The following is a 17,792-nucleotide window of genomic DNA, read 5'->3' as shown; positions in this document are numbered from 1 at the left end:
GTGAGGTCAGGGCAGGGGATCGCTCACGATCGCGGGGTCCTTGTACCCCAGCGGCATGCGCAGGCGAAGGGATTTCGGCTTGACCTCGAAGAGCAGGTGCCTCGCCTCGCCGAGCGGGTCACCGTCCAGCTGGACCGCCAGCGGTTCCCGCAGGCTGACCTCGGCCGTGAGGCACTGGTAGTACTGCAGCGAGGGGTCCCGGCCCTTGCCGCGTGCGAACAGCTTGCCCAGCACGGCCAGCCACCCCAGCTTCCCCCTCGGGGCGATGGTCATGAGGTCCATCAGACCGTCGTCGATCTTCGCGCCCGGGAAGATCTCGAGACCACCCATGATCTTCCCGCAGTTCCCGCCCATGACGCTGCGCAGGCGGCACTCGAAGGGTTCGGCGCGGTCGATCGAGATGGTGGCGTGCGCGGGCTCGCCGGGCAGATTCCGGATCCCGGCGTCCACGTAGGCGAGCCAGCCCACCCTGTCCTTGAGATCCTCGCGGGTGTCGGACATGATGGCGGCGTCGTAGCCGAGACCGGCCATCACGAGGAACACCTGGGTCTCCTGCGCATGGTCCAGGGTGAGGTGCACGACGTCGATGCTGCGCTCCGTGCCCCGGAACGCGGCCTCCACGGCGGCCGTGGGGTCATCGACGACGATGTCGACGTTGCGCGCCAGGAGATTGCCCGTTCCCAGCGGGACGAGGGCCATCAGGGTGTCGGCCCCCACGAGTTCCTCGGCGACGCACCGCACGGTGCCGTCACCGCCCGCCACGATCATGAGATCGACCCCGGCGTCGAGCGCCTGGCGTGCCTGGCCGCTTCCCGGGTCGTCTTTCGTGGTCTCGATGACCAGCGGTGCCTCCCAGCCGTCCTCGCGAGACACCCGTTCGACGGCCTGCCGCACCTCGTCGGTGGACTGCTTCGTGGGGTTGATGACGAGTGCTGCGCGACGCACACCCGATGAGGTCTCGGTCTCGGTACCGGAGGGCGCGTCGGTGGGCATGATGTCCTTCGTCTGGAGGCAGGCGGTCGAATTCCGAGCCTATCCCGTCGTGCATCGGGAGTAATGTTCCGATCGTGACCTTCACCCAGCGATACGTGGCACTCGGAGACTCCTTCACCGAGGGGGTCGGTGATGCGGACCCCGCCTCGCCCAACGGCGTCAGGGGGTGGGCCGACCGCGTGGCGGAGCAGCTGATCCTCGCCGATCCGTCGTGGGGTTTCGCCAATCTGGCCATCAGGGGGAAGAAGATGCGCCAGATCCTCGACCACCAGGTCGACGCCGCGCTGGCCCTCGAACCCACCCTGGTCACCGTCTACGCCGGCGCCAACGACATCCTGCGCCCGCGCGTCGACATCGACCGCCTGATGGGCGAGTACGACGACGGCGTCCGCCGGCTGCGCGGGTCCGGCGCCGACGTCGTCCTCTTCACGGGGCTGGACACCTCCGCGTCGGCGGTCTTCGGCAAGACCCGTGGACGGACGGCCATCTACAACGAGTGGGTGCGGGAGATCGCGGACCGGCACGGAGCGACGATCGTGGACTACTGGCGCCTGCGCGAATTCCAGGACTGGAGCTACTGGGACGTGGACCGGATGCACATGTCCACGGCCGGGCACACCCTCATGGCGGCGAGGGTCCTCGAGACCCTGAAGGCCTCGCACCGGATCGACCTGCCCGAGCTCGCCGCGCGCCCTGCCCTGAAGCGGCTCGAACAGGTGCGCGCCGATGCGCAGTGGGCCCGGGAGTACCTCACGCCGTGGGTGGGTCGGCGCCTGCGGCGGGTGTCCTCCGGCGACCTGCTCAGCGCGAAGTATCCGGTACCGGTTCATCCGCGCTGGGCCTCGATCGACGCCTGAGCAGCCCGGGTTTTGGCCATCGTCCCGGTGGCCGGTAGCATGGGAAGGCGTTTGGCCCGGGTGCTGCCCCGCCTGTCCGAGGACAGGCAGTCATCACCCGGCTACCCGCGACCACCTGAAATTCGGGTCCGCACCGGCGGCAACGCCGCGCGACGCCCGGCCTTCACCGTCTTCCCCGCGGCGAGGTGCTTCGGCAGGTTCTCACCCTGCCAGGCCAACCTCCGGAAAGCTGCAGTAATAGCGGTGTCATTACTGGTGGCGGGACGCTCCACAAGTGATTCCGTCACGTTCATCTAATCTGGAGGAGAGTTATGGCAGCCCACTGCCAAGTGACCGGAGCCGAGCCCGGCTTTGGACACAGCATTTCGCACTCGCACCGCCGCAACAAGCGCCGGTTCGACCCCAACATTCAGAAGAAGCGCTACTACGTGCCTTCCCTGCGCCGCAACGTGACGCTGCAGGTATCGGCCCGTGGAATCAAGACGATTGACGTCCGCGGGATCGAAGCCGTTGTCGCCTCGATCCTCGCGAGAGGAGTGAAGCTCTAATGGCGAAGGACCGGGACGTACGTCCGATCATCAAGCTCAAGTCCACCGCCGGCACCGGCTTCACCTACGTGACGCGGAAGAACCGTCGCAACAATCCGGACCGCATGGTCCTGATGAAGTACGACCCCAAGATCCGCAAGCACGTCGAATTCCGCGAGGAGCGCTAGGTATGGCAAAGAAGTCAATGATCGCCCGCAACGAGCAGCGCAAGATCGTCGTCGAGCGGTACGCTGCCAAGCGCCTCGAACTTAAGAAGACCCTCGTGGATCCGAACGCGACCGACGAGGCCCGTGAGGCCGCTCGCCTCGGCCTGCAGAAGCTGCCCCGCAATGCATCGCCCGTGCGCCTGCGCAGCCGTGACCAGATCGACGGACGCCCCCGTGGGACGCTCCAGAAATTCGGTATCTCCCGAGTACGGTTCCGCGACATGGCCCACCGGGGCGAGCTGCCCGGCGTGACCAAGTCGAGCTGGTAACGAACCTCTCCGGCAGGACCCGCCGCCGCTCGTCAGCGGTGTGAAGGAGCCGGCGCCCCACGGGGCGCCGGCTTTTTCGTGCCCGACGACGTCGGGGTGGGGGTAGGTTGAGTCTCCGGACAGTCCGACACGACGGCAGGAGCCAGGACCATGAGCGGCAACGAGAATCCCCCCGGCCGGAGCGACGACTTCACGGGTCTGCGGGCAGTCTTCCTCAACTGCACGCTGAAGCGCAGCCCCGAACTCAGCCACACCTCGGGCCTGATCGACCTCAGCGCCGGGCTGATGCGGGACAAGGGCGTGGACGTGGAGGTGGTGCGCCCGATCGACCATCCGGTGGCCACGGGCGTGTACCCGGACATGACCGAGCACGGCTGGGAGGAGGACGCCTGGCCCGCCCTCTTCGAGAAGATCGACCGGGCCGACATCCTCGTGATCGCCGGACCGATCTGGCTCGGGGACAACAGCTCGGTGACGAAGCGGATCATCGAGCGCCTCTACGCGATGTCCGGCATGACGAACGCGCAGGGACAGTACATCTACTACGGCAAGGTCGGCGGCGCCCTCATCTCCGGCAACGAGGACGGCATCAAGCACTGTGCCATGAACATCCTCTACAGCCTCCAGCACATCGGTGTGACGATCCCCCCGGCGGCGGACGCGGGGTGGATCGGAGAGGCGGGTCCCGGCCCGAGCTACCTCGACGAAGGATCGGGCGGCCCCGAGAACGATTTCACCACCCGCAACACGGCCTTCATGACCTGGAATCTGATGCATGTGGCCCGCATGCTGAAGCAGGCGGGAGGGATCCCGGCCCGCGGCAACGTCCCCGCCGACTGGAGCAGGGGTGAGACCTCGGGCCTCGATCCCAATCCGGAGTACCGCTGACATCGGCGGATCGCAGTAATCGACGAAGGGGCACCATGGAACCGAGGAACGCCGTGATCGACCTCCTGGTCGTCGGGGGCGGGACGGCAGGGCTCGTCGGGGCGAAGACGGCGGCGCGCCTCGGCGCGCGCGTCGTCCTCGCGGAACGGGCCAGAACAGGTGGTGACTGCCTGTGGACGGGGTGCGTGCCGTCGAAGACCCTCCTGGCTGCGGCAGCAGGCGGGGCCGCCGGCCCGACCGAATTCCCCGCCGTGCGGGCACGGATCGCGGCGGCGATCGCAGCGATCGAACCGGAGGATTCACCTGCCTCGCTCGAGGCGGTGGGGGTGACGGTCCGGCAGGGAGAAGCCCGTTTCCTCGGTCCGGGGCGCGCGGAGATCGACGGTGAGGAGATCCGCTTCCACCGGGCGCTCATCGCCACCGGCAGCGATCCCGCGATTCCACCCGTGCCCGGACTGGACCAGGCCCCGGTGGTGACCTCGGAGACGGTATGGGATCTCGTGGAGCTGCCCCGAAGGCTCGTCGTCATCGGGGGAGGGCCCATCGCCTGCGAGCTGGGACAGGCCTTCGCCCGGCTCGGCTCCGACGTGGTGATGCTCGTCCGTTCCAGGATCCTGCCGAAGGAGGACCCGGATGCTGCCGACGTCGTCCGATCGGCTCTGGTGCATGACGGCGTCAGGATCATGGAGGACAGCACCATCGAGGAGGTCTCCACCGTTTCCGGAACGGCCGGGGCCGGCGGGAGCCGGGTTCGGCTCGACGACGGGAGGTCGTTCCCCGCGGACACCATCCTCGTCGCTGCCGGGCGGCGAGCCCGTGTCCAGGGTCTCGGACTGGAGCGGGTCGGCGTGGACGTGGACGATGCGGGACAGGTGCGCGTCGACGCGACCATGCGCACCTCGAACCCCGCGGTGTGGGCCGCGGGCGATGTCACGCAGCACCCGGACTTCACCCACCTCGCCGGGGTGTACGCGAGTACGGCGGCGTCGAACGCCGTCCTGGGCGTGAGCAGATCCGTGAGCACGATCGTGCCTCGGGTGACCTACACGTCCCCCGAGGTGGCGGCCGTGGGAGTCACGAGCACCGGATCCGCCGGCCACCGCGCCGCGACGATGCAGCACGCCCACACCGACCGGGCCATCACCGAGGGACACGAGGACGGCTTCACCCGGCTGGTCGTCGACCGGCGCGGCAGGATCCTCGGCGGCACCATCGTGGGGCCGCGCGCAGGGGAAACCATGGGGGAGCTGAACCTGGCGGTCCAGCGGAAGCTCACCACCCGCGATCTCGCCGGCGTCATCCATCCGTACCCGACCTTCAACGACGCCCTGTGGAATGCCGCCGTCCGGGATGCCCGCTCCACGCTCGAGAAGCCGCTGGTGCGCGCGCTGATGGCGGCACTGGTCCGCATCACCCGGTGGCGTGCGGTCCGCGCGGACCGCACCCCGACCTGAAGTGAGCTACCCCGTGTGAGCTTTCCCGTGTGAGCCACGCTCTGCCGACCCGTCCCGGGCCGCCTGGACCCGCCCCACCCGACCCGGCCCGAGCCAGGCCGAGCGGGACCGGACCTGCAGCCGAGGCGGTCGGCCCTGCACCCCGCAGGAATCGTGGCAACGGATCGCCCTGCGGGCCCGTCATCGGACGGGCCCGCGTCGAAGCACTCAGGACACCGTCCCTCCTCCTCCCCGAAGGACCCATGAACCGTTCGTCCGGCCCCTCGCCCCGTCGACGCACCGTGTGCGTCCTCGCGGCCGCCTCCGCGCTCGCCCTGGGTTCCTGCGCCGGGGAAGCACCGGCGGCGCCCACCTATGCGTCGTTCGAGGACGTCCGCGCCGACGCGGACGGCCAGGTCGTGGACCTCTGGATGTACGGCGGCGACGAGCAGGGCAACGCCTACGTCGACGACATCCTGACCCCCGCCGCCGCGGAGGAGGGCGTCACCCTGCGCCGGGTGCCGATCGTCGACACGCCCGACGCGGTGAACCGGATCCTCAGCGAGCGCCAGGCCGGGCGGACGGACGGCTCCGTGGACCTGGTCTGGGTCAACGGCGCGAACTTCAGCACGGGGCAGCAGGCCGACGCATGGCGGTGCGGGTGGACCGAGCTGCTGCCGAACATGGAGCTCACCGACCCGGGTGACCCACTGCTGCTCGACGACTTCGGCACACCGGTGGAGGGGTGCGAGGCACCGTGGCACAAGGCCCAGTTCACGTTCTTCTACAACTCCGCCACCCTCACCGATCCGCCGACGACCCTCGAGGGCATCCTGCGGTGGGCGGCTGACCATCCGGGCCGGTTCACCTACCCCGCCCCACCGGACTTCACCGGCAGTGTGTTCCTGCGCGAGGTGCTGCTCAGTGTCGCCGGCGGAGCCGGGGAAGTCCCGCTGGAGTACAGTGCGGAGGCGTTCGACGAGCTCGCTCCCGATGCCCTGCGGGCACTCGACAGGCTCGCGCCCTCCCTCTGGCGTGAGGGAGCCACCTATCCGCGTGACGAGCAGGCACTGACCACGCTCTTCGCCGACGGCGAGGTGGACATCGCGATGACCTACGGACCTGCGACGCTCACGGATCTCGTGGGCTCGGGCACCCTGCCCGCCTCGACCAGGGTCCTCACCCTCGACGAGGGCACGGTCGGCAACGCCAGCTTCCTGGCCATCCCCGCCAACGCGTCCGACCCGGCGGGGGCCATGGTCGTCGCCGATCTGGCGCTGTCCCCCGAGCAGCAGGCCGCCAAGGCCGATCCCCGCACCTGGGGTCAGTTCCCCGTCCTCGACACGGACCGGCTCGACGCCGACCAGCGGGCCCGTTTCGCCGAGCTGCCGGCGTCGCCGGTGGTGCCCGGTTACGACGAACTCTCGCGCAACGCGCACGGTGAACTCTCCGCGCAGTGGGTGTCGGCGCTGGACGAGGCGTGGCGCCAGGAGGTCGCAGCGGCACGATGACGTGGTCCCGACAGCACCCGGCGGGCGACGCCGGACACCGCGTGGATCCTGCGCCGGGGCCCCGGGCCCGACCGGCGGGGACGGGCGCTGCCCGGAAACCGCGACTCCCGGGCCGCGGTGTGCTGCTGGCCGCACCGGCCGTGGTCCCCGTCGTCCTCGTCGTGGGCGTGTCCCTCGCCGCGGCGCTGGGACAGAGCCTGGGCCTGATGCCGTTCGTCGGAGAGCCGTCCCTCAGCCTGCGCGGATGGAGCGGGGCGGCCGCGGAGCTGGCCACCTCGGCGGGCGCCTCCGCCTCCATCGCGATCGCCTCCACGGCGGTGGCACTGGTCATCGGATTCGTACTCGCCGCCCATGTCCTCACCGCACCCCGACTGGGCCGTGTCGTGGCGGCCCTCAGTGCGGCGACCATCCCCGTCCCCCATCTCATCGGGGCCGGCAGCATGGGCCTGCTGCTCTCGGACAGCGGGTTCCTCGACCGGGTGCTGGGTCTGCCGGACGGGTTCCCCGCACTCGTGGGCAGTCCGTGGTGGGTCGCCGTGATCATCGAGTACGCCTGGAAGGAGTCGGCGTTCGTCGCACTCGTGGTCCTCGGGAGCATGTCCCGGTCCATGCCGGGCATGTGCGACTCGGCGGCGACGCTCGGGGCGACGGCGTGGCAGCGGATCGTCCACGTGGTGCTGCCGCTGTCCGGCCCGGCCCTGGCCGTGTCGGGGCTCATCGTCTTCGTCTACACCATCGGCTCCTACGAGACGGCGTGGCTGCTCGGACCGATCTCACCCGAGCCGCTGTCGGTCCGTGCCGTGAGGCTGTTCGGGTCCGTGGATCTCGCGGCCCGACCCGAGGCGATGGCCACGGCGCTGGTGTCCGTCGCCGTCGGCGGGGCGGCGATCCTCGGCGGCGTCGCCGTCCTGCGGGCGCGGCGGGACCTGCGATGACGGCGGTCGTGACCCGGGCGCGGGTGGCACGCCGCCGGGTCGTGATGCCCGGTGCGCGGCGCGGCGCGGCAGTGCACGCGGGCGTGGGGGCCCTGCTGGTCGTCTGGATCCTCGCGCCGCTGCTTCCGTCGGCGCTCTGGTCGGTGGCCCACACCTGGCAGGCCCCCGCCGTGCTGCCCGGGAGCTACTCGGGCGCCGCGTTCACCGTGCTGCTGCAGCCGGGAACGCTCGGAGCGGCGCTGACGTCCCTGCTGCTCGGTGGCTGCGTGGCCCTGGTCGCGACACCGCTGGGACTCCTCGGAGCCCTTGCCGCGCGGGCGCTGCCCGGGCGGCGTGGCCGGGCCGTGGACCTGATCCTCCTCGCGCCCCTGGCCATCCCTCCGTTCGCCCTGGTGATGGGGGTGAACATCACGCTGCTGCGCCTGCACGTGCCGGCGTTCGCAGGTGTTGCCCTGATCCTGGTGGTCACCGCGCTGCCCTACACGAGTTTCATGTTCCGCAGCGCCCTCACCGCCTACGAGGGGCGCTTCGACGACGTCGCACGCACCCTGGGGGCCGCGCCGCCCCAGGTCCTCCGGTACGTCCGCAGCCCCTTGCTGGCCGCTGCGACCACGCGCGCGTTCTTCCTCGCCTTCCTCGTGGGCTGGGGTGACTACATCACCACCCTGCTCGCCGGCGGGGGCAGACTGAGCACCCTGCCCACGCTGCTCGGAGCCGCGGCGTCGTCGCCCGGGAGCGAGCAGCTCACGGCCGTGCTGTCCCTGGGGGTCATCGTCCCGCCGCTCGTCGTCCTGGCCGCGCTCGCCCTGCCGACGGTGACGGGACCGCTGTCCCGGGGGGTGCGCCCATGAGCTCGGGTCTCGAACTGCGGGCCGTCTCCCGCTCGTTCGGGTCGACAGAGGTGCTCCACGACGTGTCGCTGACGGTCCCGCCGTCCCGGTGTGTCGCCCTCCTCGGAGCATCGGGCAGTGGGAAGTCCTCCCTGCTGCGGATCGTCGCCGGGCTGGACATGCCTTCCGGCGGCCAGATCCTGGCCGACGGCGACGACCTCGCCGCCGTGCCGGTGGAGGAGCGCGGCATGGCCCTCGTCTTCCAGAGGGCCCTGCTCTTCCCGCACCTGAACGTCGTCGACAATGTCGCCTTCGCTGCCCGCATGGCCGGGCGACGGCGCTCCGTGGCGCGGCAGCAGGCCATGGAGTTCCTGGACCTCGTCCAGCTGGCCGACTACGCGCGCCGACCGGTGAGCACACTCTCCGGCGGGCAGGAACAGCGCGTCGCCCTGGCCAGGGCGCTGGCGAGGCAGCCGCGCATCCTGCTGCTGGACGAGCCCTTCGCCTCCCTCGACGTGCAGCTACGCCAGGACATGTACGCCCTGATCGACCACATCAGGGCCCAGCTGGCCCCGACCGTCGTCGTGGTGACGCACGACCGGCAGGAGGCGTCGATCCTCGCCGACTCGATCGCCGTCCTCGATGCGGGCCGTATCCTGCAGCACGGCACGGTGCACCAGGTGCACTACGAACCCGCGACACAGCAGGTCAACCACCTCCTCGGCGGGCTCAACGCCGTCCCGGGCGTCGTCCGCGACGGCCGGCACCACTCGGTCCTGGGGACCATCGCCGTCCAGGGGCAGGCCGAGGACGGACCGGCCGTCCTCACCGTGCGCCAGGAGGCCCTCCGGCTCGTCCCGACGGGCGAGCCCGGCGGGCCCACGATCAAGGGCTCCGTGGCCGGGCTGACGTCCCTCGGGGCGCGGACCCTGGTCCGGGTCCTCGTGGGCGCCGACGACCAGGCCGACCCCCCGCGATCGGCCACCCTCACGGTCGATGCCCCCGGGCGACCGCAGCTGCTCCCGGGACAGGTGATCGAGGTGGGCCTGCAGGACCCCGGCGCGTGGGCGGTTCCGCAGCGATAGCCACCGACCGGGCGGGACGGAGCGGTGCACTGTGTCCCAGGTCGCAGAAGTCAGGAGTGGGCAGGGCCTACCGTCGACGGACATTCCCGCTCGGCGCGAGCATTGTGACCGGAGGGACCCATCCCGACACCACGGACCAGGACGGCGAGCATCATGACCGCTTCACACGCACAATCCACGCGGACACCCGATACCGGCCGGCCCGGCCCGGCCCGGCCGACGATCGGCCGGCGACTGCTCGCAGGCGTTCTGGGCGGCCTCGGCGGAGGTGCGGTCTTCGGTGCCCTCATGTTCATGATGGGCATGCTCCCGATGATCGCATCCCTCGTCGGGTCGACCTCGGTCGCCGTCGGTCTCGTCGTCCACCTGCTCATCTCGGTGCTGATCGGGCTCGCCCTGACCCTCCCGGCGGCGGGCCTGCTCGACGGTACGCTCCGGAGCGTACTGGTCGGTGTCCTGTACGGAGCGCTGTGGTGGGTCGTCGGCCCGCTGCTGCTGATGCCGGCGGCGCTGGGTATGCCGGTCCTCACGCTCGGTGACGCGTCCCTCGCCTCACTGATGGGGCACCTCGTCTACGGGCTTATTCTGGGACTGATCGCAGCGGGAGTGCTGCGACGCCGGTGACCGACCGCGAGTTGAGCGAGACCTGCTCGAGAACGATCCTGTCGGCGGCCACGCCCGCGGCCGCGGGGTGGGCGCCGCATGAACGGGAGGTGGATCCGTTGACCGAGTCCGGAGAGCGTTTCAGCTGCCTCAGTTCCGTCGACATCTTCTCGGACCTCACCGAGCAGGACATGGCGGCCATCGACCGGGCGTCACCGCCGAGACTGTTCAGCAGCGGTGAGCTCGTCTTCAGCCAGAGCGAGCCCGTCACCGCCCTGTTCATCCTCAAGGAAGGCAGAATCAGGATCTTCCGCGTCGCCGAGGACGGCAAGACCCTCACCATCGCGATCCTCGAACCCGGCGCCGTCTTCGGGGAGATGCTCCTGATCGGCCAGCAGATGTACGACAACTACGCGGAGGCGATCGAGACATCCGTCGTCTGCCAGCTCAGCGCGGCCGACGTCGAGGAACACTTCCTGTCCAACCCCGGGATCGCCGTGAAGATCTCGCGCCTGCTCGGTGAACAGGTGGTACGCCTCGAGGAGCGGCTCACGGACATGGCACTGCGACCCCTCACCGCGAGGACCGCCGCGACGCTCCTCACCCTCGACGGGGCAGCACCCCGCACCAGGTTCACCCAGGTCCGGGCGGTGAGGCTCACGCACGAGCAACTCGCAGGACTCCTCGGTGCCACTCGCGAGGCCACCAGCAAGACGATGGCGGACTTCGCGGGCCGCGGCCTGATCAGACAGGGTCGGGGCCGCATCACCATCCAGGATGTGGACGGCCTCCGGCGTATCTCCCGCAGCACCTTCTGACGCGGCCCGTCCGCCCCCCGACCGAGAGCGCCGCAGGGTGCGCTCCGGCCTGTCATCGCCCGTCGATCACGCCGAAAAGCCGCGTGAACACGCGGGAGAGGCCCTGCAAGCTGATAGATTCTCGGACAGAGGCTTTTCGACGACCGAAGAGCTCATTCCGAAGAGAGACTTCCAGGAGGATCTGACGTGGCAAAAAACCGTAGTGAACTCGTTGCCGAGGTAGCAGAGAAGGCCGACACCAGCCAGGCTGCAGTGAACGGCGTCCTCGACGCCCTGTTCGAGGTCTTCGCCGACTCCGTCTCGAAGGACGAGAAGATCACCATCCCGGGATGGCTCGCCGTCGAGCGCACCAGCCGCGCAGCGCGCACCGGACGCAACCCCCAGACCGGGGAGACCATCCAGATCGCCGCCGGCCACAGCGTCAAGCTGACCGCGGGCTCGAAGCTCAAGGCTTCCGCCAAGTAGCACTCTTCCGGAGGACCGCTGCCGCTCATGGCAGCGGTCCTCCGTCGTTCCACCGGCGTCGCTCCACCGGCATCGTTCCACCGGCATCGATGCGTGACCCGCGCCGGTGCCCGCCCGGGCCCTCCGGGACCGCTGATCGCGGCCCATTGGAGATTGGCCCTATTTCTACTCCGGGTAGAGAATGGTGTACGTGTCCACCACTGCGAGAACGCCGCACGAAACGCGCGTCCAGCCCCCGCCCGGAGGCTCCGTGGGCGCGGGCTGGCTGGTGCTCGCCGGCGTCGTGCTCCTGGCCGCGCTCGTCACCGGTCTGCTCTACTCGGGGGCTGCGGCGGCACGGCAGCTGGGCGACCCCGGTGCGCTGACCCGCTGGGGCCTCCCCGTGGCCAAGGCGCTCACCAACACCGCCGCCGCCGGGACCATCGGGGCCCTCGTCTTCGCCGTCGTCCTGCTGCCGCTGAAGGTCGGCGAGAACGGCCGCAAGCCGCGTCAGGGCGCAGCCGAGCACCCCGCGCTCTCGAGAGCGCTCCTCCTCGCCTCCGTCGCCGCCGTCGGCTGGACCGTCGGAGCCCTGGGCGTCCTGATCTTCACCTACTCGGACGCGGCAGGGCTGCCCCTGAGCTCCGACCCCACCTACACGCAGGGCCTCGCGGCCTTCCTGACGGACTTCTCCACCGGGCGCGCCTGGCTGGTCACCGCGATCGTCTCCGCCGTCCTCGCCACCGTCCTCTTCGGTGTGCGCTCGCAGGTCGGTCTGGGCCTCGCACTCGTGCTGGCGCTGCTGAACCTGCTCCCCATGGCCCTCATCGGTCACTCCGCCAGCGGCGACGACCACAATGCGGCCGTCAACTCCATCGCACTGCACCTCGTGGGCGTGTGCCTGTGGGCCGGCGGCCTGATCGCCCTCGCCGTCGTGAGCGGGAAGCTGGGTGACCAGGCGCTCCCGGTGCTCAAGCGGTTCTCCGCACTGGCCGGCTTCGCCTTCCTCCTCGTGGTCGCCTCGGGTGTGGTGAACGCCAGCCTGCGCATCACGGACCTGGCACAGCTCGGCTCGTCGTGGGGTCTGCTGGTCACATTCAAGACCGTCGCCACACTGCTCCTCGGCGGTATCGGCTGGATGCACCGGCAGTGGATCATCCCGCAGCTCGAGGCTCCGGAGGGAACCGCGGCCTCCTCCCTCTCGGCGCGGCGCGTGCTCTGGCAGTTCATCACGGTCGAGCTCCTCGTCATGGGGGCGGTGTTCGGCGTGGCCGGGGCCCTCGGGCGCACCGCTCCGCCGCGCGCCGAGGTGCTCCCCACCGAGGCCGGGCCCGCCCGCATCCTCACCGGGTACGATCTGCCGCCCGAGCCGACCCTCTCCCGCTGGTTCACCGAGTGGCGCCCCGACTGGCTGTGGATCGCGGTCGCGCTGACCCTCGGCGTCGCCTATGTCTCGGGGGTCCTGAAGCTGCGTCGCCGGGGCGATTCCTGGTCCGTCCTGAAACTCGTCAGCTGGCTCCTCGGCCTGGTCCTGCTGACCTACTTCACCTCCGGCGCACCCGCGGTCTACGGCATGGTGCTCTTCAGCGCACACATGATCGACCACATGGCCCTGACCATGGTGGTCCCCCTGTTCCTGGTCCTGGGTGCACCCGTGACCCTCGCGCTGCGGGCGCTCGGCGCGCGCCGTGACGGGACGCGCGGCATCCGGGAATGGATCCTCGCGATCGTCCACTCGTGGCCGTCGCGGCTCATCACGCATCCCCTCTTCGCGGCCGGGAACTTCGTGGCGTCGATCATCGTCTTCTACTACTCGTCGCTGTTCGGCTTCGCCCTGCGCGAGCACGTGGGGCACGAGCTGATGATCACGCACTTCCTCCTCACGGGGTACATCTTCGTCCTCTCGATGATCGGGACCGATCCCGTGCCGTACCGCGCCCCGTACCCGCTCAGGATCCTGCTGCTCTTCGCGACCATGGCCTTCCACGCGTTCTTCGGCGTCGCGCTCATGGGCTCGACCTCCCTCCTGCAGGCCTCCTGGTTCGGCAACATGGGCCGTGACTGGGGCGGCTCCGCACTCGCGGACCAGCAGGTCGGCGGGGCCGTGACATGGGGGGTCGGGGAGATCCCGACGCTCCTGCTGGCCATCGGCGTCGCCGTCATGTGGTCGCGCTCCGACGCCCGGGAGACCAAGCGGACGGACCGCGCGGCGGACAGGAATAACGACGCCGATCTCGCGGCTTACAACAGCATGTTCACCGATCTCGCCGCGCGCGACGTCGGACCCCGGGGCTCCCGGCCCCCGTCCGCAGCGCGGACCAGCACAGCAGGAGACGATGAATGACCGAGACCACCACGCGCACCGGCTACCGGGTGCGCGGCTCAGCGCTGACCGGGCGGAACTGGCTCAACACGGGAGGTAGGCAGCTGCAGCTCGAGGATCTGCGCGGGAAGATCGTGATCCTCGACTTCTGGACCTTCTGCTGCATCAACTGCCTGCACGTCATCGACGAGCTCCGTCCACTGGAGCAGGCCTACCCGGACGTCCTCGTCACCGTCGGCGTGCACTCGCCGAAGTTCGAGCACGAGGCGGACCCGGCGGCCCTCGCCTCCGCCGTCGAGCGCTACGACATCCGGCACCCCGTCCTGGACGACCCGAAGCTCGACACCTGGGCGGCCTACACGGCCCGCGCCTGGCCCACGCTCGTGGTGATCGACCCCGAGGGCTACATCGTGGCGCATCTCTCCGGCGAGGGCCATGCGGCAGGGCTCGCGTCGCTGGTCGAGGAACTGGTGGTCGAGCACGAGGCCAAGGGCACCCTGCACCGGGGGGACGGCCCGTACGTCGCGGCCCCGAGCACCGCCGGCGCGCTGAAGTTCCCCGGCAAGCTGCTCGCGCTGCGCGAGGCCGGGACGTTCCTCGTGGGCGACACCGGACACCACCGGCTCGTGGAGCTCGAGGCCGACCTGACCACGGTGCGCCGCACCATCGGCTCGGGGACCAAGGGCTTCTCCGACGGCGGGTCCACCGAGGCCGAGTTCAACGAACCGCAGGGCCTTGCCCTGCTCCCCACCGCGCTGGCCGCGGAGGTGGGGTACGACGTCGTCGTCGCCGACTCCGTGAACCACCGGCTCCGGGGCGTGGACCTCGCCACCGGCCGGGTGACCACGCTCGCCGGCAACGGGACGCAGCGCCTGCTGGACTCCGGCAACCACACCAGGGCCGGGCTGCAGGAGAACGCCCGCGAGGTGGGAGCCGAGAGCGAGGCGCCGCGGCTGACCGAGACCCACCTCGGCACCGACGCCCTGGACGTCTCGCTGTCCTCCCCCTGGGACGTGGTGTACTCGTCCGTCCTCGAGCGTGTGGTCATCGCGATGGCGGGAACGCACCAGATCTTCAGCTACGACCCCCGGACCCACGCCGTCGACGTCCTGGCCGGCACCGGACTGGAGGGTTTGCTCGACGGCGAGGCCTCCACCGCATGGTTCGCGCAGCCCTCGGGACTCGCCGAGGACGGCAATGGCACCCTCTGGGTGGCCGATTCGGAGACCTCGGCCGTGCGCTCCCTGACGTTCGAGGAGATCGACGGTCGGATCCGGACCCGGGTGGGTACGGCCATCGGGACCGGCTTGTTCGACTTCGGGTTCCGCGACGGCGACGCCGAGCAGGCGCGGCTGCAGCACCCGCTGGGCGTGACCGCGCTCCCCGACGGCTCCGTCGCGATCGCCGACACCTACAACGGTGCCGTGCGCCGCTACGACCCGTCCACGCGCGAGGTGTCGACGCTGCTGCGCGGCCTGGCCGAGCCGTCGGACGTGCTCGTGGACCTGGGCCCGGTGGCCGACGGCGGGGATCCGCTGCTCATCGTGGTGGAGGCCAACAGTCATCAGCTCGTGCGGACGCCCCTGCCCCGACAGGCGCTCGCCGTCGACGAGGGGGCCTCCCGTACCCAGCGGCCCACCACACCGGTGAGCGAGGGGCCCCTTGCCGTCACGGTCCGGTTCACCGCCCCCACCGGCCAGAAGCTCGACGACCGCTGGGGCGATCCCACGCAGCTGAAGATCAGCTCGTCACCGGAATCGCTGATCGTCTCCGGCGGCGGGACCTCCCAGGGGCTGACGCGGGAGGTGGTGCTCTCGCCGGAGGTGGGCGACGGCGTCCTGCACATCACCGCGCGGGCGGCGTCCTGTGACGGCGAGCCGGGCGGGGAGATCCCCGATCATGCGGCGTGCCACCTGTACCAGCAGGACTGGGGGATCCCCGTGGTCGTCTCCGGCGACGGGGAGAGCACCCTGACACTGGAACTGCGCGGCCTGGACTGACGCCCGGCTCCCCCGGGGCGCCGGGCGGGCGCCTCAGGCGAGGCTGAGGAAGAGCTTCTCGAGTTCCTTCCTGTCGAGGCTGGCGTCCTCCTGGACGATGCACTGCTCGAGTCCGCTGGCGATGATGGCGAACCCTGCCCGGTCGAGGGCCTTGGACACGGCGGCCATCTGGGTGACCACGTCCTTGCAGTCCCTGCCCTCCTCGAGCATGCGCGTCACGGCCGCCAGCTGGCCCTGGGCCCGCTTGAGCCGGTTGATCACGGGGGTGAGTTCAGTGGGATCGAGTTGCATCTAGAGTCTCCAGGGGTTGCGGCAGGATATCTCTCCACTATACCCCCGTGGGTATTTGACGGCATAGTCGAACGTCGGGAATACTCCAGGGGGTATCCATCCCCGCTGTTCTCGAGAGGTTCCCATGAGCGCCCCCACCATCCCCGGCTCCACCACGTCCCAGCCCGCCGCCCCGGGAGCCCTGTCACCCGCTGAGCTGCAGAGCTCGATCTCCGAGCGGCCGGACCTCCTCGTCCTCGACGTCAGGTCGGCGGCCGAATTCGAGGCCCTGCACATCGAGGGGTCCTTCAACGTGCCGCTGCCCCTCCTGCTGGAGCACCCGGACGAGCTCGCCGCCCGGCTCGGCAGCTACGTGGTCCTGGTGTGCCAGTCCGGTGTCCGCTCCGAACAGGCCCGGCAGCGCCTCGCCGCATCGGGTGTCACCGACCTCCGGGTCCTGGCCGGCGGCGTACCCGGCTACGCAGCCGCAGGTGGCGGCGTGAAGCGCGGGCCGGTCCGCTGGCATCTCGAGCGACAGGTCCGTATGGCGGCCGGATCCCTCGTGATCGCAGGTCTCGCCGGAGGGCGCTTCGTCTCCCCCAGGATCCGCATGGTCGCCGGCGTGATCGGCACCGGACTGACGTTCTCGGCCGCGACGAACACCTGCGCCATGGGCCGGGCGCTGGCGGTGATGCCCTGGAACAGGGCAGCACAGGAGCCCACCCGGGAGAGCGCCATCCTCGGCCTGCCGGTCGGCTCGCGGCGCGCGCCGGGAATCAGCGACGGGGCCGACGCGGCGTGAGCACCACCCTGGTCCTCGTCCTCGCGCTGTCGATCCTGATCGGGCTGTCGCTGGGCGTGCTGGGCGGGGGAGGGTCGATCCTCACGGTCCCGATCCTGGTCTACGCAGCCGGATTCGAAGCGAAGGAGGCGATCGCCGCCTCGCTGTTCGTGGTGGGGGTGACCTCGGCGGTGAGTGCCGTCTCCCACGCCCGCAGCGGCCGTGTCAGATGGCGTACCGGCCTGATCTTCGGAGCTGCAGGAATGGCCGGCGCCTTCGCGGGCGGGCTGCTCGGGGGCTTCATCCCCGGGCAGTTTCTGCTCGTCGCGTTCGCCCTCATGATGGTGGCCACCTCGGTGGCGATGATCCGCGGCAGGAAGCGGCCCTCCGCTCAGGCGGACCCGCACGCGAGCATGGAGGACGGGGGCGGTCATGACCTCCCCCTGGCCCGCGTCCTGCTCGACGGCGCGGTGGTGGGCCTCGTGACGGGGCTGGTCGGCGCCGGGGGCGGCTTCCTCGTGGTCCCGGCGCTCGCCCTGCTCGGCGGACTCCCGATGTCCGTGGCCGTCGGCACCTCGCTGGTGGTCATCGCGATGAAGTCCTTCGCGGGGCTGGCCGGGTACCTCACCACGGTCGACATCCCGTGGGCGCTCACCCTGGGTGTCACGGCTGCCGCGATCGTCGGCTCCCTGATCGGCGCGAGGCTCTCGGGCAGGATCCCGGAGACCGTCCTGCGCAAGGCCTTCGGCTGGTTCGTGCTGGTCATGGGCGCCTTCGTCCTCGTCCAGCAGGCGCCCGAGGAGCTCCGCCCGGTCCTCGCCGTGACGGTCGCGGTCCTCGGACTCGCCGGCGTGCTCGCCTGCAGGCACCTGGCGCCGTCCTGCCCCCTCGGCGCCCGCGGTGCGCCCCCGGCGGCGCGCGCCCTCTGACCGGTGGGTGGCCGGAACCGTCCCGTCCCGGATCCGGCCTCCCACCCCCTTGTGACATACCCCCTGGGG

19 protein-coding genes are annotated in these 17,792 nt (G+C 70.6%); 17 read left to right on the top strand and 2 right to left on the bottom strand.

Going from position 1 to position 17,792, the window contains the following annotated elements; genetic code table 11:
- Positions 1 to 6: 6 nt before the first annotated feature.
- Entirely contained in the window at positions 7 to 993 is a 987-nt protein-coding gene (locus tag Q0747_RS10450) for a diacylglycerol kinase family protein (protein WP_298254345.1), read from the bottom strand.
- Positions 994 to 1,067: 74 nt separating this feature from the next.
- Here Q0747_RS10450 and Q0747_RS10445 point away from each other — a divergent pair, with 74 nt between their 5' ends.
- The 15 genes from Q0747_RS10445 to Q0747_RS10375 all read left to right on the top strand — a co-directional run bounded on the left by Q0747_RS10445 (position 1,068) and on the right by Q0747_RS10375 (position 15,743).
- The gene (locus Q0747_RS10445; RefSeq protein ID WP_298254343.1) at positions 1,068 to 1,850 is read left to right on the top strand and encodes an SGNH/GDSL hydrolase family protein; all 783 of its coding nucleotides are present in this window, start codon (positions 1,068 to 1,070) and stop codon (positions 1,848 to 1,850) included.
- A gap of 311 nt (positions 1,851 to 2,161) precedes the next feature.
- Complete coding sequence (gene rpmB, locus Q0747_RS10440; protein WP_136452626.1) at positions 2,162 to 2,398, top strand: 50S ribosomal protein L28; 237 nt, start codon at positions 2,162 to 2,164, stop codon at positions 2,396 to 2,398.
- Positions 2,398 to 2,565, top strand: coding sequence for a 50S ribosomal protein L33 (gene rpmG / locus Q0747_RS10435; RefSeq protein ID WP_136452625.1), 168 nt, complete (start codon positions 2,398 to 2,400; stop codon positions 2,563 to 2,565). The genes rpmB and rpmG overlap by 1 nt, the downstream gene beginning before the upstream one ends.
- A 2-nt stretch (positions 2,566 to 2,567) precedes the next feature.
- Positions 2,568 to 2,873, top strand: a complete 306-nt coding sequence (rpsN, locus tag Q0747_RS10430) for a 30S ribosomal protein S14 (protein WP_298254339.1) — start codon at positions 2,568 to 2,570, stop codon at positions 2,871 to 2,873.
- Positions 2,874 to 3,023: 150 nt separating this feature from the next.
- On the top strand, positions 3,024 to 3,761 hold the full coding sequence (locus Q0747_RS10425) for a flavodoxin family protein (RefSeq protein ID WP_298254337.1): 738 nt from the start codon (positions 3,024 to 3,026) through the stop codon (positions 3,759 to 3,761).
- Positions 3,762 to 3,796: 35 nt separating this feature from the next.
- Entirely contained in the window at positions 3,797 to 5,215 is a 1,419-nt protein-coding gene (locus Q0747_RS10420) for an NAD(P)/FAD-dependent oxidoreductase (RefSeq protein ID WP_298254335.1), read from the top strand.
- 242 nt (positions 5,216 to 5,457) lie between these two features.
- The gene (locus Q0747_RS10415; RefSeq protein ID WP_298254333.1) at positions 5,458 to 6,705 is read left to right on the top strand and encodes an ABC transporter substrate-binding protein; all 1,248 of its coding nucleotides are present in this window, start codon (positions 5,458 to 5,460) and stop codon (positions 6,703 to 6,705) included.
- Positions 6,702 to 7,640: an ABC transporter permease subunit gene (locus Q0747_RS10410; RefSeq protein WP_298254331.1), complete on the top strand. Its 939-nt coding sequence runs from the start codon at positions 6,702 to 6,704 to the stop codon at positions 7,638 to 7,640. Before Q0747_RS10415 ends, Q0747_RS10410 begins: the two co-directional genes overlap by 4 nt.
- On the top strand, positions 7,637 to 8,491 hold the full coding sequence (locus tag Q0747_RS10405) for an ABC transporter permease subunit (protein ID WP_298254329.1): 855 nt from the start codon (positions 7,637 to 7,639) through the stop codon (positions 8,489 to 8,491). The genes Q0747_RS10410 and Q0747_RS10405 overlap by 4 nt, the downstream gene beginning before the upstream one ends.
- Entirely contained in the window at positions 8,488 to 9,555 is a 1,068-nt protein-coding gene (locus Q0747_RS10400) for an ABC transporter ATP-binding protein (protein WP_298254326.1), read from the top strand. The genes Q0747_RS10405 and Q0747_RS10400 overlap by 4 nt, the downstream gene beginning before the upstream one ends.
- 153 nt (positions 9,556 to 9,708) lie before the next feature.
- The gene (locus Q0747_RS10395; protein WP_298254324.1) at positions 9,709 to 10,179 is read left to right on the top strand and encodes a hypothetical protein; all 471 of its coding nucleotides are present in this window, start codon (positions 9,709 to 9,711) and stop codon (positions 10,177 to 10,179) included.
- Between the two features lie 89 nt (positions 10,180 to 10,268).
- Positions 10,269 to 10,976, top strand: coding sequence for a Crp/Fnr family transcriptional regulator (locus Q0747_RS10390; protein WP_298254322.1), 708 nt, complete (start codon positions 10,269 to 10,271; stop codon positions 10,974 to 10,976).
- A 186-nt stretch (positions 10,977 to 11,162) separates the two neighbouring features.
- Positions 11,163 to 11,441 carry an HU family DNA-binding protein gene (locus Q0747_RS10385; protein WP_148599648.1) on the top strand — a complete coding sequence of 93 codons (279 nt, stop codon included), beginning with the start codon at positions 11,163 to 11,165 and terminating at the stop codon, positions 11,439 to 11,441.
- 181 nt (positions 11,442 to 11,622) lie between these two features.
- The gene (locus Q0747_RS10380) at positions 11,623 to 13,764 is read left to right on the top strand and encodes a cytochrome c oxidase assembly protein (RefSeq protein ID WP_298254319.1); all 2,142 of its coding nucleotides are present in this window, start codon (positions 11,623 to 11,625) and stop codon (positions 13,762 to 13,764) included.
- The gene (locus Q0747_RS10375) at positions 13,761 to 15,743 is read left to right on the top strand and encodes an NHL domain-containing thioredoxin family protein (RefSeq protein ID WP_298254317.1); all 1,983 of its coding nucleotides are present in this window, start codon (positions 13,761 to 13,763) and stop codon (positions 15,741 to 15,743) included. Before Q0747_RS10380 ends, Q0747_RS10375 begins: the two co-directional genes overlap by 4 nt.
- A 33-nt stretch (positions 15,744 to 15,776) precedes the next feature.
- Here Q0747_RS10375 and Q0747_RS10370 read toward each other — a convergent pair whose 3' ends face one another.
- Entirely contained in the window at positions 15,777 to 16,034 is a 258-nt protein-coding gene (locus Q0747_RS10370) for a metal-sensitive transcriptional regulator (RefSeq protein WP_298254316.1), read from the bottom strand.
- 124 nt (positions 16,035 to 16,158) lie between these two features.
- Here Q0747_RS10370 and Q0747_RS10365 point away from each other — a divergent pair, with 124 nt between their 5' ends.
- Complete coding sequence (locus Q0747_RS10365) at positions 16,159 to 16,815, top strand: rhodanese-like domain-containing protein (RefSeq protein ID WP_298254315.1); 657 nt, start codon at positions 16,159 to 16,161, stop codon at positions 16,813 to 16,815.
- Positions 16,812 to 17,723: a sulfite exporter TauE/SafE family protein gene (locus tag Q0747_RS10360; protein ID WP_298254314.1), complete on the top strand. Its 912-nt coding sequence runs from the start codon at positions 16,812 to 16,814 to the stop codon at positions 17,721 to 17,723. Before Q0747_RS10365 ends, Q0747_RS10360 begins: the two co-directional genes overlap by 4 nt.
- The last annotated feature ends 69 nt before the right edge of the window (positions 17,724 to 17,792 follow it).

Origin of the sequence: uncultured Arthrobacter sp., assembly GCF_947493765.1 — a bacterium.
In the GTDB taxonomy this organism is placed as follows: Bacteria; Actinomycetota; Actinomycetes; order Actinomycetales; family Micrococcaceae; genus Arthrobacter_D.
The sequence above is the reverse complement of the archived record's forward strand: the minus strand, read 5'-3'. Positions and strand labels throughout refer to the sequence as shown.

What these genes read in the sequence shown, in the direction of transcription:
- Q0747_RS10450 (WP_298254345.1), bottom strand. Translation starts at nt 993, where the DNA reads ATGCCCACCGACGCGCCCTCCGGTACCGAGACCGAGACCTCATCGGGT.
- rpmB (WP_136452626.1), top strand. Translation starts at nt 2,162, where the DNA reads ATGGCAGCCCACTGCCAAGTGACCGGAGCCGAGCCCGGCTTTGGACAC.
- rpmG (WP_136452625.1), top strand. Translation starts at nt 2,398, where the DNA reads ATGGCGAAGGACCGGGACGTACGTCCGATCATCAAGCTCAAGTCCACC.
- rpsN (WP_298254339.1), top strand. Translation starts at nt 2,568, where the DNA reads ATGGCAAAGAAGTCAATGATCGCCCGCAACGAGCAGCGCAAGATCGTC.
- Q0747_RS10425 (WP_298254337.1), top strand. Translation starts at nt 3,024, where the DNA reads ATGAGCGGCAACGAGAATCCCCCCGGCCGGAGCGACGACTTCACGGGT.
- Q0747_RS10420 (WP_298254335.1), top strand. Translation starts at nt 3,797, where the DNA reads ATGGAACCGAGGAACGCCGTGATCGACCTCCTGGTCGTCGGGGGCGGG.
- Q0747_RS10415 (WP_298254333.1), top strand. Translation starts at nt 5,458, where the DNA reads ATGAACCGTTCGTCCGGCCCCTCGCCCCGTCGACGCACCGTGTGCGTC.
- Q0747_RS10410 (WP_298254331.1), top strand. Translation starts at nt 6,702, where the DNA reads ATGACGTGGTCCCGACAGCACCCGGCGGGCGACGCCGGACACCGCGTG.
- Q0747_RS10405 (WP_298254329.1), top strand. Translation starts at nt 7,637, where the DNA reads ATGACGGCGGTCGTGACCCGGGCGCGGGTGGCACGCCGCCGGGTCGTG.
- Q0747_RS10400 (WP_298254326.1), top strand. Translation starts at nt 8,488, where the DNA reads ATGAGCTCGGGTCTCGAACTGCGGGCCGTCTCCCGCTCGTTCGGGTCG.
- Q0747_RS10395 (WP_298254324.1), top strand. Translation starts at nt 9,709, where the DNA reads ATGACCGCTTCACACGCACAATCCACGCGGACACCCGATACCGGCCGG.
- Q0747_RS10380 (WP_298254319.1), top strand. Translation starts at nt 11,623, where the DNA reads ATGGTGTACGTGTCCACCACTGCGAGAACGCCGCACGAAACGCGCGTC.
- Q0747_RS10375 (WP_298254317.1), top strand. Translation starts at nt 13,761, where the DNA reads ATGACCGAGACCACCACGCGCACCGGCTACCGGGTGCGCGGCTCAGCG.
- Q0747_RS10370 (WP_298254316.1), bottom strand. Translation starts at nt 16,034, where the DNA reads ATGCAACTCGATCCCACTGAACTCACCCCCGTGATCAACCGGCTCAAG.
- Q0747_RS10365 (WP_298254315.1), top strand. Translation starts at nt 16,159, where the DNA reads ATGAGCGCCCCCACCATCCCCGGCTCCACCACGTCCCAGCCCGCCGCC.